The organism is Agrobacterium bohemicum, from assembly GCF_001562555.1.
GTDB lineage: Bacteria > Pseudomonadota > Alphaproteobacteria > Rhizobiales > Rhizobiaceae > Agrobacterium > Agrobacterium bohemicum.
Genome location: NZ_KQ961027.1, coordinates 39,077 through 55,090, shown reverse-complemented (window position 1 = coordinate 55,090; position 16,014 = coordinate 39,077). Strand labels below are relative to the sequence as shown.

Below are 16,014 nucleotides of genomic sequence, written 5' to 3'. Positions count from 1 at the left end.
ACATAAACATCTTTACTTCCTCAAGGACGAATAAGAACCCAATTTTCTCCCATAATTACCAGAGATAAACATAGATTCACATTGACAGAAAATGTGCTCATCCATAACTGTGATCACATTCTTCCGCTTGAGAGGCCTTGACCAGTGCAGAACATTTCCCCCGCCAGATCACTGAACTCTGACTCCATAGTCACTGCCGCGAAGCAGATTCTAGCCGAGGAAACTGCGCTCTTCACGGGCCAGCGACCGCGCAGCCAGGAAATTTTCGACGCGCCATCTTCCGGGTTCTTCAATCAGGTGCCGCAATACTGGATGCGCGACTGGCCAATGCCGTTCCCGGTCGTGATATCCAAAGCCACCGGAAGTGAGGTCTGGGATGTCGACGGAAATCACGCGATCGATTTTTGCCTTGGTGACAGCGGCGCGATGTTCGGGCACGGACCGCAGCCGATCCTGAATGCGCTTGCCGGGGCCAGCACCTTGGGCCTGACGACCATGTTGCCCTCCAAGGATCTCACTGCCGTTGGCCAACTGTTGCGCGCAACATTCGGCATGTCCATGTGGCAGGTGACGGCCACCGCCAGTGACGCCAACCGCTTTGCCTTCCGGGTCGCACGTGCCGTGACGGGGCGTAAAAAGATCCTGGTGTTCGATGGTTGCTACCATGGCGCGGCTGATGAAGCGCTGGTGGACCTTGTGGACGGGCAGACGGTCGCTCGCAACGGCCTGCTTGGCCAAGCGGTAAATCTGGCCGAAACGACGGTGTGTATTCCATTCAATGATGTCCCGGCTCTTGAAGCGGCGTTGAAGGAAGGTGACATCGCTTGCGTCGTGGCGGAGCCAGTCATGACCAATTGCGGCATGATTCTTCCGCTTCCCGGGTTTCATAAGACGCTGCGGGAGCTGACGCGGTCCCACGGCACGCTGCTGCACATCGATGAAACGCATACGATTTCGACCGGATATGGCGGGTACACGAAAGTGCACGGTCTGGAGCCGGATATTTTCGTCGTCGGGAAGCCGGTCGGCGGTGGCATTCCGGTTGCTGTATGGGGCATGACAGACGATGTCGCGAGCGGGTTCGACGCCGTGCGCGCGGCAAATACTGGTACAGGCCACTCTGGCATAGGCACGACGCTTTCGGGCAGCGCTTTGCAGCTTGCCTGCCTGAAGGCCTGCCTCGAAGAGGTGATGACACCCGAGGCGCACAACACAATGAACCGTCTCGCCGATGCTGTCGAGACGGGCTTTTCTGCGGCTATCAAACGCCATGAATTGCCGTGGCATGTTGGCCGCGTTGGCGCACGGCTCGAAATCGTGTTCTCGCCTCATCCACTGCTGAACGCAAGTGAAGCCCACGAGGCGGCCAACCCGACAATCCAGAAGGCATTGCATACGGCATTTCTCAATCTGGGATATCTGGTAACACCATTCCACAATATGGTTCTGGTGGCACCGACCACCAGCGAAGAGAATGTCGCTGGCCTTGTCGCCAGCTTTGAGAAAATTCTAGATCGAATGACGAAGGCTGCATGACATGACCGGAACACGTCCACTCAACGCGGCACCTATCGAGGAAGCCCAGGCGTTTCTTAAGCAACACCCGGACATAAAAGGCTTCGACCTCGTACTGATCGATCCGAACGGGGTAGCGCGCGGCAAGATTATCCGCCGCCATGAACTCTTGCCACTGTTCCGGTCCGGCCGACATCTGCCCGGCTCCATTCTGGGGCTGGATGTGACAGGCGTTGATGTGGATGAGACAGGTTTGACATGGGACGACGGCGATGCCGACAGAATTGCGTGGCCGATAGCCGGATCACTCGTGACATTGCCCTGGACGTCACCCGAACGCGGCGAAGTTCGCGTCATGCTGTATGAACTCGATGGATCAGCCATGAGCGCAGATCCACGGCAGGCTCTGGTACGCCAGATCGAGCGATTTGCGGCAAAAGACTTATTCCCTGTGCTGGCGTTCGAGCTGGAATTCTATCTCCTCAATGCCGAAAACGATGTTCTGGGAAAACCCAAGGCTGCACGCTTGCCTCTTTCAGGACGTGAGTCGAAACAGAGCCATGTCTATAGCGTCGCCGTGCTGGATCAATTCGAGCCGTTTATCGATGCGCTTTACCGCGCCGCTGCCGCCCAAAACCTGCCTGTGGAGACGATCATCTCCGAATATGCTCCCGGCCAATATGAGCTGACACTGCGTCATCAGGCAAACGGGCTGCGCGCGGCAGACGACCTTGTGATGCTGAAGCGTCTCGTTCGAGGTCTCGCGCTCCGGCACGGCATGCGGGCCAATTTCATGGCCAAGCCATTTGCGAAGCACGCTGGCTCTGGCATGCATCTTCATGCCAGTCTTGCGGACCCGTCGGGCCGCAACCTGTTCGCCGATGTGGACAACGATCTTGCGCCCATGCTGCGCCACGCCATTGGCGGCCTGCAGCACACCATGGCGGATTCGATGCTGATATTCGCACCCAATTTGAATTCCTGGCGTCGTTTTTCCCGCAACAGCTATGCCCCAACCTCTCCGACCTGGGGGCGCAACAACCGCAGCGTCGCCCTCAGGGTTCCGGCAGGAAACCAAGCCAACCGCCATCTTGAACATCGCTCACCCGGTGTCGATGCGAACCCCTATCTGGTGGCGGCTACCGTTCTTGCCGGAATATATAAGGGGATCGAAAACAGGATCGAGCCTGACGCAGAATCATCCACCTACAGCGACGATACCAGAACGACCCTGCCATGCGACTGGAGTGCGGCGATTGACAAGGCCGAGGGATCGGATTTTCTAAAGGACGCCCTTGGCGCACGTATGGCCGCAGTTTTCATTGCGCTGAAGCGTGCGGAACTCCGCTTCTTTTCTGCTGAGGTGACGGACGAAGAGTTTGCCTATTACGGCGACGTCATATGACGGCGCACGGGAGCTTTATAAAATCATGCGAGAACTATCGACCCAACAGCAACAGGTGTACCAGGCTCTTCGCGAACAACTGATTTCGGGTCGGTTTTCTCCGGGTACGAGCGTCAGTCTGCGGGGTCTGAGCAAAAGCATGGGCGTCGGCCTGATGCCTGTTCGAGAAGCGATTACTCGCCTCGGTGGCGAGCGCGCCCTGGAAGTGCGCCGCAACGGCCGGGTGTGTATTCCCGAACTGACACACAGACGTTTCGAGGAGCTTATGCAAGCCAGGTTGCAACTGGAGCCTCTCTGCGCGAGCCGGGCGCTGCCCTATGTGACGCTTGAGACCATAAGCGTGATGGAGGCATGTGATTCACGCATGAACCAGAGCTACGGAGCCAAGGATGCAGACACCTACATGCGCGAAAATTATCAGTTTCACTTCGAACTATACCGAGCTGGAGGGTCGGAAGTCCTCGTCGCTCTGCTGGAAAGCATTTGGATGCAGTTTGGTCCGTTCATGCGCAGCGTCTATGAGATGAATGAAACGACAACCATCGTCGATAAGCATCAGATGACACTGGAAGCCATTCGCCGGGGGGATGCCGAAGCGCTGTGCGTGGCAATCAAGGCCGATATTCTCGATGCCATTCACCTATTGAAACAGACGCTTGGAAAAGACACCCTGTAGGATCGCTCTCGGCCAGAAGGTCCAATCTTGCCTGAAAGGCAGTTGGCAAACTGATGGCTGGTTCGGCAATAAAAAGCTCAAGCAGTTTCATGAGGCCAAAGGCGATCGTGGCGTTCAGCCATTGACGAAAGTGCTCAACACAGAAGGCGACCTGCCCCCGATACTATTCATTCTACAAGCCACGTAAAACGGCTCGGGGCGGTCATTTACCTCCCCGAGCCGCTTCGCTGTCAGGAGCAAAGGCTCAGTCTGATCCACTCTTCGTTAGTCGTGACATTGAAGCCATTCCGCTCATTGGCGCTGTTGCTCTTTGGCCATGCCACGCACTTGCCTTCGGCAAAGATTGCGCGATAATTTTTGATATGATTATCCGGGTCCTGGGAAGGTTTCACTTTGGACATGGGTGCGACGGGTTGCTATCTGGCGAAACTGGTAGCTGGCCTTTGCGTTTATAGCTGATGACGCTTGATGACGTGGAGAAGGAATGACAAATGCCGAAGATCATCAAAAAGGGGAACTTGCCGACAAAATCATGCGTTACGTGCAGCCTCCCATTTCTCTGGCGGCGGAAATGGGCGAAGACTTGGGATGACGTTAAATACTGTTCGGAGCGTTGCCGCCGCCAAAAAGCCTCGCAACAAAAAGGTTAGTTCCGCTGTTACACTACAACCGGCGGGCCATACATTTGGCTTGATCGGCTTCAACATCAAGGGAAACCGACGTTCCCCGCTGGTGTTGGCTATCGGCGTGACACAGAGCGGGCCATATCCGAGAAAATGTTGCCATTCAAATTGGTCGCAACTGCACAACAGAAACGTCGAATATGATGCCGCTCGACACAGTCGCTAAGAGACTGGCTGTTGAAGACGCAAGGTCAGGTCGGACTGCTCCAGCCTCTGGCCGCTTTCATCGAACAGATGGAAATCTTTTACATCGGCTGCGATTGCCAATGTTTCGCCAATCTGGATGCGCGAGCGGCCGGGAACGCGGAATACGATGACCGAACCGTCTGAAAACGCCCCGTGAACGTAGCTTTCAGCCCCAACCAGTTCCACCGCATCTACCCGCACCTCACCGCGAAATCCGCCTGAGGCAAGGCTTGCGTCGGCAACCGTAATGTCTTCCGGGCGGATACCGAGCGTGCGGACGTTGCCGGGAAGCGATGTGCTATCGACCAGCGACCATCCGGCACCTGCCGACTGTCCGGTAACATGCGGCAGCAGGTTCATGGACGGCGAGCCGATAAAGGTGGCGACGAAGGTTGTTGCAGGGCGTTCATAAAGGTCTATCGGACTGCCGATCTGTTCGATCCGCCCGGCGTTCAGAACCACCAGACGGTCAGCCAAGGTCATGGCCTCCATCTGGTCGTGGGTAACATAGACACTGGTGGTGGCAAGCGCTCGCTGCAGCCGCCGAATTTCGACACGCATCTGCACCCGCAGCTTGGCGTCCAGATTGGACAACGGCTCGTCGAACAGAAACGCAGCGGGCTTGCGGACGATGGCTCGCCCCATCGCTACACGCTGACGCTGACCGCCGGAGAGTTGGCGCGGTTTGCGGTCAAGGAACTGCTCGATCTCCAGCGCCTTGGCAGCTTCCGATATGCGCCGGTCTATCTCGTCTTTGGGAGTGTTGCGGTTTTTCAGGCCATAGGACAGGTTCTGTCGCACGCTCATATGCGGGTAGAGCGCATAATTCTGGAACACCATGGCGATGTCACGGTCGGCGGGTTCGACATCGTTGACGACCCGGTCACCGATGGATATCTCGCCGCCGGAAATGCTCTCAAGCCCGGCAATCATGCGCAGCAGCGTCGATTTTCCGCAGCCCGATGGCCCGACCAGGACAATCAACTCGCCATCGGCTATATCCATCGATACGCCTTTGATGGCCTCGACAGAACCGCCATAAACCTTGCGGACATCCTTCAGGACAATTTTTGCCATTACTTTTCAGTCTCCACCAAGCCTTTGACGAACCAACGCTGCATCAGCACAACAACAATAATGGGGGGGATGACGGCCAGGATCGCGGTAACCATCACATAGTTCCAGGGGGTCGATGCATCGGTGAAATCCACCATGCGTCTCAGACCGATAATGATCGTGTTCATCTTGGCGTCGTTGGTGACGAGAAGCGGCCAGAGATACTGCGTCCAGCCATAGATGAACAAAATCACGAAAAGCGCGGCGATATTGGTCTTCGACAGAGGCAGAAGAATATCGCGCATGAAACGAAACGGCCCTGCATTGTCGATGCGCGCCGCCTCGACCATTTCGCCGGGTATCGTCAGAAAGAATTGCCGAAACAAAAAAGTTGCCGTTGCAGATGCCATCAGCGGCAGGGTCAGCCCGGCATAGGTGTCGATCAGGCCAAGATCAACGATGACCTTGTATGTCGGCAGGATTCGTACCTCCACCGGTAGCATCAGCGTGATGAAGATCATCCAGAAGAAGCCCATGCGGAATGGAAAGCGGAAGAAGACGATGGCGAAGGCCGACAAGAATGAAATGATGATCTTGCCGATGGCGATGGCCAGTGCGACGACGAAGCTGTTGAACAGCAGCCGCTCCAAGCTGACTCCGACGACGCGTTCGACGCCGGTGGACATGGCCTCACCGTAGTTTTCCGCCAGATGCCCGCCCGGCAGCAGCGACATGGGCGGACGGATGATGTCGTTGGAGGTCATAGATGATGCGATGAAGGTGTAATAAATCGGGAAGGCGACAATGATGATGCCGAGGATCAGCATCAGATGTGCGACCAGACTGGCGACAGGACGGTTTTCGATCATGGTCTCACCTCAGCCGTAATGCACGCGCTTTTCCACGAACCGAAACTGGAACGCGGTGAGCGCAATGACGATGATCATCAGAATGACGGATTGCGCCGCCGACGAGCCGAGGTTCAGGTTGACGAAACCGTCATTGTAAACCTTGTAAACCAGTGTTTCCGTTGCCTTGGCAGGCCCGCCTCCGGTGACAGAATGAATGATGCCGAAGGTGTCGAAGAAGGCGTAGACCGTGTTGACGACCAGCAAGAAGAAGGTCGTTGGGGCCAGCAGCGGAAAGACGATCGTCCAGAAACGGCGACTGCCGCGCGCACCATCAATTGACGCTGCCTCGAGCAGCGATTTCGGGATAGCCTGAAGGCCTGCGACGAAAAAGAGGAAATTGTAACTGATCTGCTTCCAGGCGGCAGCGGCCACCACCAGCAGCATGGCCTGGTTTCCATCCAGCAGCGGATCCCAATCGATGCCGTTGCGGCGCAGCAGATAGGCGAATGTGCCCATGGCCGGATTGAACATGAACAGCCAAAGCATACCGGCAACGGCCGGAGCCACGGCATAGGGCATGATCATAAGTGTGCGATAGAAGCCCTTGCCGCGCACCACGCGGTCTACGGCTGTCGCCAGCAGCAGCGCCAGCCCCATAGATACCAGTGCGGTCAACAGACTGAACACCACCGTCACCTGCAAGGCATGCAGATAGTTCGGATCGGACAGCACAGCGGAAAAGTTTGCCATGCCGACGAAATTACTGGAAAGCCCGAACGGGTCCTCGCGCATCGTTGACTGGTACAGAGCCTGACTGGCTGGCCAGAAGAAGAATACCACGGTGAGCACGATCTGCGGGGCGACCAGCAGATACGGCAGGACCTTGTTGGGAAAGATGACGCTTTGCACGGCGATCTCCTGAACGGACGGAAGTTTCCGCCCGCACCTTCACGATGCGGGCGAATGGAGAGCGGGGCGTTTATTTACCGATTGCTTGCTGGATGGCGGCGTTGCCGCGTTCAACCGCCTTGTCGAGTGCAGCCTTAGCATCCTGCTTGCCAGCCAGCATCGACTCGAATTCCTCGTTCATGATGTCGCGAACCTGCGGCAAGTTGACGAGGCGTACGCCTTTGGAATTTTCCGTCGGCGGCTTGCCCATCATCTGAAGCAGCGGCGTTTCACGACCCGGATTCTTGTCATAAAAGCCGGACTTCTTGGTTTCCTCGTAAGCCGCAATCGTTACCGGCATATAGCCTGAGACCTGATGCAGCCGGGCCTGAATATTGGTCTGCGAGAGGAAGTTGAAGAACTCCGCGACGCCCTTGTATTCCGCATCGCTCTTGCCTCCGAATACCCAAAGGCTCGCGCCGCCGGGAATGGTATTTTGCGGACCATGACCTTCGTAATAGGGAAGCTGGCCGATGCCGTAATTCATGCCGGTTTTGACGATGTCGCCAAGCCCGCCCGAGGATTCTGTCAGGATGCCGCATTCACCTGACATGAACAGCTGCTTGGCTTCAGATGTGCGACCGCCGTAACGGAAAACGCCTTCCTTGGCGAGATCGGCGATTGCCTGGAAATGCTCCACAAAAAACGGGGCATTGAATGCCAGCTTGACATCTGTGCCGCCGAGACCGTTCTCATTGCTGCCATAGGACACGTTGTTCCAAGCGGCAAAGTTCTCCGTCTGGATCCATGTCAGCCATGTCGAGGTAAAGCCACATGCCGAGGCACCACTGCTCTTGATCTTGCGAGCGGCTTCAAACACTTCCGGCCATGTCTTTGGCGGATTTGCCGGATCGAGCCCGGCTCTCTGGAACGTGTCCTTGTTGTAGTAGAGGATCGGTGACGACGAGTTGTAGGGGAAGGACAACATCGTGCCATCGGGTTTGGAATAATAGGCGACGATACCAGCCAGATATTTCGACTTGTCGAACTCGTAACCACCGGCCTTCAGTACATCCGCTGCCGGTTTGATGGCACCTTCCGCTCCCATCATGACACCGCTGCCCGCATCAAATACCTGGATGATGGCGGGTGGCTGTTTAGCGCGGAAAGCGGCAATGCCAGCGTTCAATGTTTCAGGATAGGTGCCTTTGAAGACCGGTACGATCTTATAATCTTTCTGACCCTCGTTGAATTCCTTTGCGAGATTATCGACCACCTCGTTGTTGGCGCCAGTCATAGCGTGCCACCACTGAATTTCCGTGGCGGCATAGGCGGTGGATGACATCAGCGCGGCGGCTGCAGTCGCGAAAATGGATGCGTAAAGGCGTTTCATGTGTGTAGCTCCTCCCTGGATATTTCCGGGCTCCTCACCCGGCCTGCTTGGTAAAACGGAATTCTCCTCGATCCCGTCGTGTCGTTTTGTTTTCAAGCCGCAGCCTTGCCGGTCAGTCCAGCGATGCGGCTGAGGTCTTCGATGGCACCCGGCGCTGCGGCAATCACCGGCGCACCCTTGGTCAGCCGCTCCCCTTCGGTCAGGAACGGATGAAACCAGCCGCCTGCCTCGCGGACAAGGCAAAAACCCGCCATGCAATCCCATGCGTGCATGTAAGGCTCGTAGTAGCCAACCAGCCTGCCAGCCGCGACATAGGCCAGCATGAGTGCGCCGGAACCATTGCGGATAAAGTTGCCGCCGGAGGCGAGCAGGTCTTCTACCATGCTGGCAACAAAGGCTGGCGTCACATAATTGTTAGCGCCGATGCCAGTGACCGAATTGCGGATGGTGCGTGTATCATCAAGCGTCAGCACCTTGCCATTCAGCGTCGCGCCCATGCCACGCGCACTGCTGTAAATCTCACTGTGACAAGGCGCGTTGATGACGCCGACCACCGGCTCACCTTCGCTCAGCACTGCGATCGAAACGCACCAGTTGGGCATACCATTGACGAACGGGCTGGTGCCGTCAATAGGATCGACCACCCAGATGAAATCTGAGGTACCGGCGATCAGGCCATATTCCTCACCCAGAAATCCGTCTTCTGGAAACGACCGCGCGACACAGTCGCGGATGAGGTTTTCGACTTCGCGGTCAGCTATCGACACCACGTCCTGCGGATCACGCTTGGTCTCGATCACCAGCGCATCGCGGTTATTGAAATAGTCGAGCGCCACGGCACCGGCTTCCAGCGCGATCTCCTGTGCCAGCTTCAATCGGGCTTCGATATGCTGTTGTGTGGACTGCATGAACTGATCTCTCAAAATAGTGCCTATAGTGAAATGATGGCGATGCCGCGCTCTTTGAAGCCAATAGCGACATTTGTTGATGGGGCAATCGGTCGTTCCACCGAGGGATCGACAACGAACAACGGACCGCCATCCGTCTCGACTTCGTATTCGATATGATCGCCCAGATACGCGGCACTGCTGATGCGACCGCAAAAATCCGCCTTGGTCGATGGAGACAGGGTGACGGAATTCGGTCGTACCGCCAGTTGGCCCGGCCCGACCTTGACACCACGGCTCGGCACGCGATGTACAAGATCCTGTACCTGAATGACGGCCTGATCGCCCTCTATGCCGATAACCGTGCAGGGTACAACATTCGCCTCACCCATGAAGTCTGCGATGAAGGCAGATGCTGGGCTTTCGTAGAGATCGCGTGGCGATCCTTCCTGCGCCACATGGCCATCCTTCATGACGATGATGCGATCGGAGACGGCCAGCGCCTCGTCCTGATCGTGCGTCACATAGACCGCGGTAAACTGCAAACGCTGCTGCAATTCGCGAATTTCGGTGCGCACCCTGCGGCGAAGACGCGTATCGAGATTGGACAGTGGCTCATCCAGCAGCAAGACTTGCGGCTCCAGAACGAGTGCCCGGGCGACAGCGACGCGTTGCTGCTGACCACCGGAAAGTTCGGCCGGAAGCCGCTGGCCCATACCCGCAAGTCCGACCAGTTCGAGTCCGTTTTCTGCCTTCTGCCGGGCTTCCTTGCGGTTGAGGCCGGACGATTCCAGTCCGTAAGCGACATTGTCCAGCGAGCTCATATGCGGAAACAGCGCATAAGACTGGAACACCATAGAGACATCGCGCTCGTTGGCCGGCAGCATGGTCACATCCTTGCCGCCGATCAGAATGCGACCGGAGGTCGGATGTTCAAGACCAGCCAGCATACGCAGCGTCGTGGTCTTGCCGCAGCCGGATGGACCGAGCAACGTCACAAGCGTTCCAGGCTCTATCGTCAACGACAGGTCATGGATGGCTGTGAAGGCACCGAACTGCTTGCGGATATTCTGGAGGACGACCGACCCGGGGGCGTGGTTCATGCGGTTTTCTCCTGAGTGGTGGCTGTAGCCGCGACGCGGTGAATGCGATTTTCTCGGCGCAACCGGCGTTCGCCGACCAGCAGCTGGAACCCGGTAATGACAGTGATCATCACGACGATCAGCATGGATGAATAAGCGATGGCCACGCCGTACTCGCCATTCTCGACCAGTCCGACGATATAGGACGTCGCCATGTTGTATTGCGCGCTGACCAGAAAGATTACTGCGCTGATCGAGGTGATCGCACGCACGAAAGAATAGACCAGTGCGGCTGTAATGGCAGGACGCAGCAATGGCAAAATAACCTTGCGGATGGTGCGGAAACTGTTGGCACGAAGCGTCATCGAGGCTTCGTCCAAGCTCTTGTCGAGCTGACTCATCGCAGCGATGCCCCCGCGCACGCCAACCGGCATATTGCGGAACACGAAGCAGGCGACGAGGATCAGCGCCGTGCCGGTCATTTCCAGAGGCGGCAGGTTGAAGGCCATGATGTAACTGATGCCGATCACTGTGCCGGGAATGGCAAAACTCATCATCAGTGCAAATTCGAACAGCCCTCGCCCGGCGAATTTCTGCCGCACGATGACATAGGCGGTTGCCAGACCGACCGCTGCCGTCAGCGGTGCTGAAATCAGGGCGATTTCCATGGTCGTCCAGAACGAATTCCAGGCGACACCTGTCCAGGCGATCCCACCGTCCCGCAGGCTGAATGAGAAGGCGCGGGCGTAATGGTCCAAGGTCAGCGAGTTATCAAGGCCCCAGGTTTTGACGAAGCCGCCGAAAGCAATCATGCCGTAAACGACGACGGTAAAAATCATCCAAGGAATGACCAGCGCATGGACAAAAATGGAAAGCGACTTCGGCAGCGCGATGTGTGATCCGGAATCACCCTTGCCGGTAACAGTGGCAAAGTTCTTGCCCGCCAGCCAAAAACGCTGTGCCAGAAACGCCGATAGCGTGAAGCAGAGAAGGATGAGAGCAAGCACGGCAGCGCGTGACGGATCGGTCTGCGAGCCGACAACCGCGAAGAATATTTCCGTAGACAGCACGCCGTGGCTTCCGCCCAACACCAGAGGATTGCCGAAATCCGCCATGCTTTCGATGAAACCGATCAAGAACGCATTGGCCAGACCCGGTTTCATCAGCGGCAGCGAAACACGCCAGAAGGTACGCCAGCGATCCGCGCGTAGGGTCTGGGACGCCTCTTCCATCGAAGGGCTGACGCCTTCGACGACACCGATCAGCACCAAAAACGAGATTGGCGTAAACGACAGCACCTGAGCGATCCAGATACCCGTCAGGCCGTAAAGCCAACGGCTGGGTTCAATGCCGAACAGGTCTGAAAGCCCCGTCGTCACCATTCCCGCGCGACCGAACAGCAAAGTCAGCGCCAGACCAATAACGAAGGGTGGCGTGATGATCGGCAAAACGGTCAGCAACCGCAGACCCTTTTTGAAGGGAAAACGGGTGCGGGTTGCGACGAGTGCAAACGCCAGACCAAGCAGTGTTGAGCCGCTAGCAGTCATGATCGCCAGCCACAGGGTGCGCCACGCCAGTCCGCAGCGGTCTCCGCCGATCACGCAACTCAAGCTCCAGATGGACGGGTCCTGGATATTACGGGCGAAGCCCGACGCGTTGAACGAGCCATCGAAATCCTGAAAGCCGCCGACGAACATGCTGCCGATGGGATAGAAGACGAAGATTGCCACCAGAAAGACCAGCAACGATATGGTGGCGACGACGAACGCGTCGCCCTTCATCACGCCACGTTCCGCAAGCCCGAAGGCAAAAATCAGAACGAAAAGGAAGGCCGAAAGCATAGCGCCTGCGCCCATCGCCGGCTGACCATTGGCAAGCGTGCCGAACAGGTTTTCGGTGAGTGACCAGTTCCAACCGGAAAAACCAATCGCAAGCCCCTGTAGTGCCAGAAAGACCACGCCAACGCCGCCAGCCCAAGCCAATATCGTCCCGCGCAGCATCGAATTGGTGATGAAGCGTGCAGAAACCGCTGCAAGTAGTGCCAGAAGGGCGACCGCCAGCCACAACCGTCCATATGCGAAAATCTGCAAAAGACCGGGGCCATCGGCTGCATCATTGAAGAAACCCGAGAGCCAGTTGAACGACAGAAAGCCGCCTTCGATCCGATACCACGGAAAAAGGAGGAAAGCCGCAATGCCAGCAATCAGCGTCAGGTCTAGCCTTCGGTTGCGATTGTCCATGACGGTCGCACGTCCTTCGATGGTCGAGTTAGACGAGGGAGGAAAGCTACGCGGCCATAACAAAGAGAGCCGCGCAGCAATGGTCCGATCTGTTGGATCAGTTGGCCTTTGCGCCGATCTGGGTATCCCAGCGGCCCAACAACTCCTTGCGCTTTTCAGGATCGCCATATGTTTTGAAGTCGTAGTCGATCAACTTGATATCCTCGAACTTCGGTGCCTCCTTGGGGATTTCGGCGCTCTTGTTCGATGGCAGCTGGAAGGACTTGGCGTCCTTCATGTGTGATTGCACATCCGCCTTCAGTGCCCAGTCATACCAGATCTTGGCATTTTCCAGATTGCGAGCACCTTTGACGATCGACATCGAACCGATCTCATAGCCAGTACCCTCGCAAGGCGCGATCGATTTGATCGGGAAGCCTTCGGCTGTCTGCGAGACGGCGTCGTGCATGAAGACGATACCGATTGCGGTTTCACCGCGCGCAGCAGCTTTCACCGGTGCGGAGCCGGACTTTGTGTACTGCGAAATATTGGCATTGAGCTTGCCGAGATATTCGAATGCCTTGTCTTCACCCATGATCTGGACCAGCGACGCCAGCGCCGTATAGGCAGTCCCCGACGAATTCGGATTGGCCATCTGTATCTCGCCCTTGAAGGATGGGTCGAGAAGATCTGCCCAGCACTTGGGTTCCTTGTATCCCTTGGTCTTGAAAATCTCGGTGTTGTAACCCCAGCCAAGCGCACCGGCGTAAACGCCAACAGTTTTGTAGCCTGAGCTTTCCGCCTGCTTCTTCGCCCAATCCTGCAATTGGTCGAGCATCGGTGATTTATATTCCAGCGTAAGGTTTTCAGATGCGGCCTGCAGGTGCGGATCACCTGTGCCAGCCCACCAGACATCAGTCTTAGGGTTGCGGGCCTCGACGCGTATCTTGGCATAGGTCTCGCCAGATGACAGGCGGACCATGTTGACCTTGATCGGGTTTTCTTTTTCGAACATGTCTTTCATCTGCTCACAGATGACCACGTCTGCCGAGCAGATGAGATTGAGATCGCCAGCCGCCATTGCCGTCGATGCACTGAAAGCCAGACCAGCAGCCAAGCCAGCTGCCGCAAAATGCGCTGCGCCCATGATTGTTCCTCCCGTTTCTTGGATGACGCCTCCACGTCATACGCCTTGCAAGCGTGTGCAAAGACTTCACGATGACAGACGTGATGTCAACCGATAATCTGCGATATTGCTTGTTTAGATGGTTATATGACTGTCATCATCCTGTTGCACACAATTGCAAAGATGTGCATGAATACCCCCCCAAAGAGGCCATGATGAGCGACCGCAAGATCTTCGTAAGCGCAAAGGACGTCGCCGATCGGGCCGGAGTTTCGCGGTCTGCCGTTTCGCGCACCTTCACGACTGGCGCCAGCGTTTCCGAAGAGACCCGCCGCAAAGTGATGGAGGCGGCAGATGCACTCGGCTATCATGTCAATCACCTTGCGCGCGGATTGATGCGCAATGAGAGCGGCATCGTTTGCCTGGTCGTCTCAGAACTCGATACCCCTTATCGCGCCGGGTTGATCAAAGCCCTGACCCAGCAATTGCAGGCCAATGCCAAGGTAGCGATGCTGATCAATACCGACCGCTCCGACGAAAGCGTCGAACTGGCGCTGAGGCAAGCGATCCGCTACCGCGCAGATGCCTCGATCATTCTTTCGGGCATGCCAGACAAGTCGATCACGGATCTCTGTCTGCGCAACGGTCAGCGACTTGTGCTGATCAACCGCGACGACGAGCAAGCGGGTCCGTTGCGCATCAATCTCGATGATCGCGAAGCGGCAAGCCGCGCCTTTACCGCTTTTCTGCGCGCTGGTTGCCGGGAGTTTGGCTTTGCCAATTCACAGGCCATGACCCCAAGCCTGATGGCGCGTGAGGAAGGCTTTTTGGCCGCCGGGCAGCGCCACGGACTCACCGTCAGTGTCGAACGGTTCGGCCCGACCTCCTATCAGAGCGGCACCGTTCTTGCGCAACGCTTCATGACCCGCGCCAAACGCCCGGATGCTGTGTTTTGCGCCACCGATCTTCTTGCCTGCGGTTTCATGGACGCCGCTCGTCATCAGTTCAAGCTGGATATCCCATCAGAACTCTGCGTCATCGGTTTTGATGACATAGAGCAGGCATCATGGTCATCTTACGACCTCACGACGTTTGCCCAGCCAGTGCAGGTCATCGCTCGCGAAGCCGTGGCCTGGCTCAGCCAGCCTGGGGAAACGGTGATTAGCGACTTGAGCAAGCTCGTGCCCGAACTCATCTGGCGCGCATCGGTCCGCGGCGGCTAAAATCTGAAAGCGCACAATACAACCAACGCTCAAGCGAGCCGGCCATCTTGCTGGTGCAAATCAACCCGATTACTGCGCATTTCCTGGGGCGATGGCATAGCCACCCAGACGTCCTTTCAGCATTCGAACGATATCGATATCGGTCTTTTTTATCCGCGGCGCCGCGAACCCGAAAGCGACAACATTCGAGTTATCGACTTCGACGTTTGACGAGCAGGAAGAATGCACCTCTGTCACATTCAACTCCGTGAGCAAAAGGTCGATTGTTTCAAGATTGACGCCCGAACCTGGCATGATGGATACTCGCCCGGATGCAATGCCTATAGCGGCCTTCAGGTCAGCAAGACCCTCCACTGCGGAGATGGCGCGCCCGGACGTCAAAACTCTTTCAAACCCGCAGTCGATCGCAAGTTCGATAGCTTCGGCCATATCTGGCACGAGATCAAAGGCGCGATGAAGCGTGCGCGGCATCGTACCACTGACCTCGGACAACGTCATCAAGATATCGCAGTCTAGTCGACCGTCGCTATGATTTGCGCCGAACACCACGCCAGCCAAGCCGCAGGAAGCGGCAAATCGAATATCGTCTTCCATCACCGCCAATTCTTCGGCACTGTAGATGAAATCCCCAACGCGCGGCCGGATCATGGCATAACAGGGCACAACAGACCGCGAGGCTAGGCTCATCAACCCGGCAGACGGAGTAAGCCCACCAACGGTCAGTGCGCTGCAAAGCTCGATCCTGTCAGCCCCCCCTTCGATCGCAGCATAAAGGCCAGCGGCATCATCGACGCAGACTTCCAGCAGGATATCGCCCATAGCTC

At 56.8% G+C, this 16,014-nt stretch carries 14 protein-coding genes; 5 read left to right on the top strand and 9 right to left on the bottom strand.

The features are described from left to right. Window positions 1-144 precede the first annotated feature (144 nt). The 4 genes from ATO67_RS09515 to ATO67_RS22340 all read left to right on the top strand — a co-directional run bounded on the left by ATO67_RS09515 (window position 145) and on the right by ATO67_RS22340 (window position 4,246). Window positions 145-1,536: a transaminase gene (locus ATO67_RS09515; RefSeq protein WP_245303948.1), complete on the top strand. Its 1,392-nt coding sequence runs from the start codon at window positions 145-147 to the stop codon at window positions 1,534-1,536. Window position 1,537: 1 nt separating this feature from the next. Next, complete coding sequence (locus ATO67_RS09510) at window positions 1,538-2,920, top strand: glutamine synthetase family protein (protein WP_067647534.1); 1,383 nt, start codon at window positions 1,538-1,540, stop codon at window positions 2,918-2,920. Between the two features lie 25 nt (window positions 2,921-2,945). Beyond that, window positions 2,946-3,596 carry a GntR family transcriptional regulator gene (locus ATO67_RS09505; protein ID WP_067647529.1) on the top strand — a complete coding sequence of 217 codons (651 nt, stop codon included), beginning with the start codon at window positions 2,946-2,948 and terminating at the stop codon, window positions 3,594-3,596. Window positions 3,597-4,087: 491 nt separating this feature from the next. Further along, entirely contained in the window at window positions 4,088-4,246 is a 159-nt protein-coding gene (locus ATO67_RS22340; RefSeq protein ID WP_210176117.1) for a DUF2256 domain-containing protein, read from the top strand. Window positions 4,247-4,441: 195 nt separating this feature from the next. Here the strand turns inward: ATO67_RS22340 and ATO67_RS09495 are convergent, their stop codons facing one another. The 8 genes from ATO67_RS09495 to ATO67_RS09460 all read right to left on the bottom strand — a co-directional run bounded on the left by ATO67_RS09495 (window position 4,442) and on the right by ATO67_RS09460 (window position 13,988). After that, complete coding sequence (locus tag ATO67_RS09495; protein ID WP_067647522.1) at window positions 4,442-5,542, bottom strand: sn-glycerol-3-phosphate import ATP-binding protein UgpC; 1,101 nt, start codon at window positions 5,540-5,542, stop codon at window positions 4,442-4,444. Continuing rightward, entirely contained in the window at window positions 5,542-6,390 is an 849-nt protein-coding gene (gene ugpE / locus ATO67_RS09490; RefSeq protein WP_067647519.1) for a sn-glycerol-3-phosphate ABC transporter permease UgpE, read from the bottom strand. The genes ATO67_RS09495 and ugpE overlap by 1 nt, the downstream gene beginning before the upstream one ends. 9 nt (window positions 6,391-6,399) lie before the next feature. Next, a complete protein-coding gene (gene ugpA, locus ATO67_RS09485; RefSeq protein ID WP_067647516.1) occupies window positions 6,400-7,281 on the bottom strand; it encodes a sn-glycerol-3-phosphate ABC transporter permease UgpA in 882 nt (293 codons plus the stop codon). 70 nt (window positions 7,282-7,351) lie between these two features. Beyond that, window positions 7,352-8,653, bottom strand: a complete 1,302-nt coding sequence (gene ugpB / locus ATO67_RS09480; RefSeq protein WP_067647513.1) for a sn-glycerol-3-phosphate ABC transporter substrate-binding protein UgpB — start codon at window positions 8,651-8,653, stop codon at window positions 7,352-7,354. A 92-nt stretch (window positions 8,654-8,745) separates the two neighbouring features. Next, entirely contained in the window at window positions 8,746-9,561 is an 816-nt protein-coding gene (locus ATO67_RS09475) for an inositol monophosphatase family protein (RefSeq protein WP_067647510.1), read from the bottom strand. A 23-nt stretch (window positions 9,562-9,584) separates the two neighbouring features. After that, a complete protein-coding gene (locus tag ATO67_RS09470; RefSeq protein ID WP_067647506.1) occupies window positions 9,585-10,643 on the bottom strand; it encodes an ABC transporter ATP-binding protein in 1,059 nt (352 codons plus the stop codon). Then, complete coding sequence (locus ATO67_RS09465) at window positions 10,640-12,862, bottom strand: ABC transporter permease (protein ID WP_067647503.1); 2,223 nt, start codon at window positions 12,860-12,862, stop codon at window positions 10,640-10,642. Before ATO67_RS09465 ends, ATO67_RS09470 begins: the two co-directional genes overlap by 4 nt. A 97-nt stretch (window positions 12,863-12,959) precedes the next feature. Next, window positions 12,960-13,988 carry an ABC transporter substrate-binding protein gene (locus ATO67_RS09460; RefSeq protein WP_067647500.1) on the bottom strand — a complete coding sequence of 343 codons (1,029 nt, stop codon included), beginning with the start codon at window positions 13,986-13,988 and terminating at the stop codon, window positions 12,960-12,962. A gap of 194 nt (window positions 13,989-14,182) precedes the next feature. Between ATO67_RS09460 and ATO67_RS09455 the strand changes: the two genes are divergently transcribed. Then, window positions 14,183-15,190, top strand: coding sequence for a LacI family DNA-binding transcriptional regulator (locus ATO67_RS09455; protein WP_067648251.1), 1,008 nt, complete (start codon window positions 14,183-14,185; stop codon window positions 15,188-15,190). 69 nt (window positions 15,191-15,259) lie between these two features. Here ATO67_RS09455 and ATO67_RS09450 read toward each other — a convergent pair whose 3' ends face one another. Then, window positions 15,260-16,009: a copper homeostasis protein CutC gene (locus tag ATO67_RS09450; protein WP_067647496.1), complete on the bottom strand. Its 750-nt coding sequence runs from the start codon at window positions 16,007-16,009 to the stop codon at window positions 15,260-15,262. Window positions 16,010-16,014: the final 5 nt, after the last annotated feature.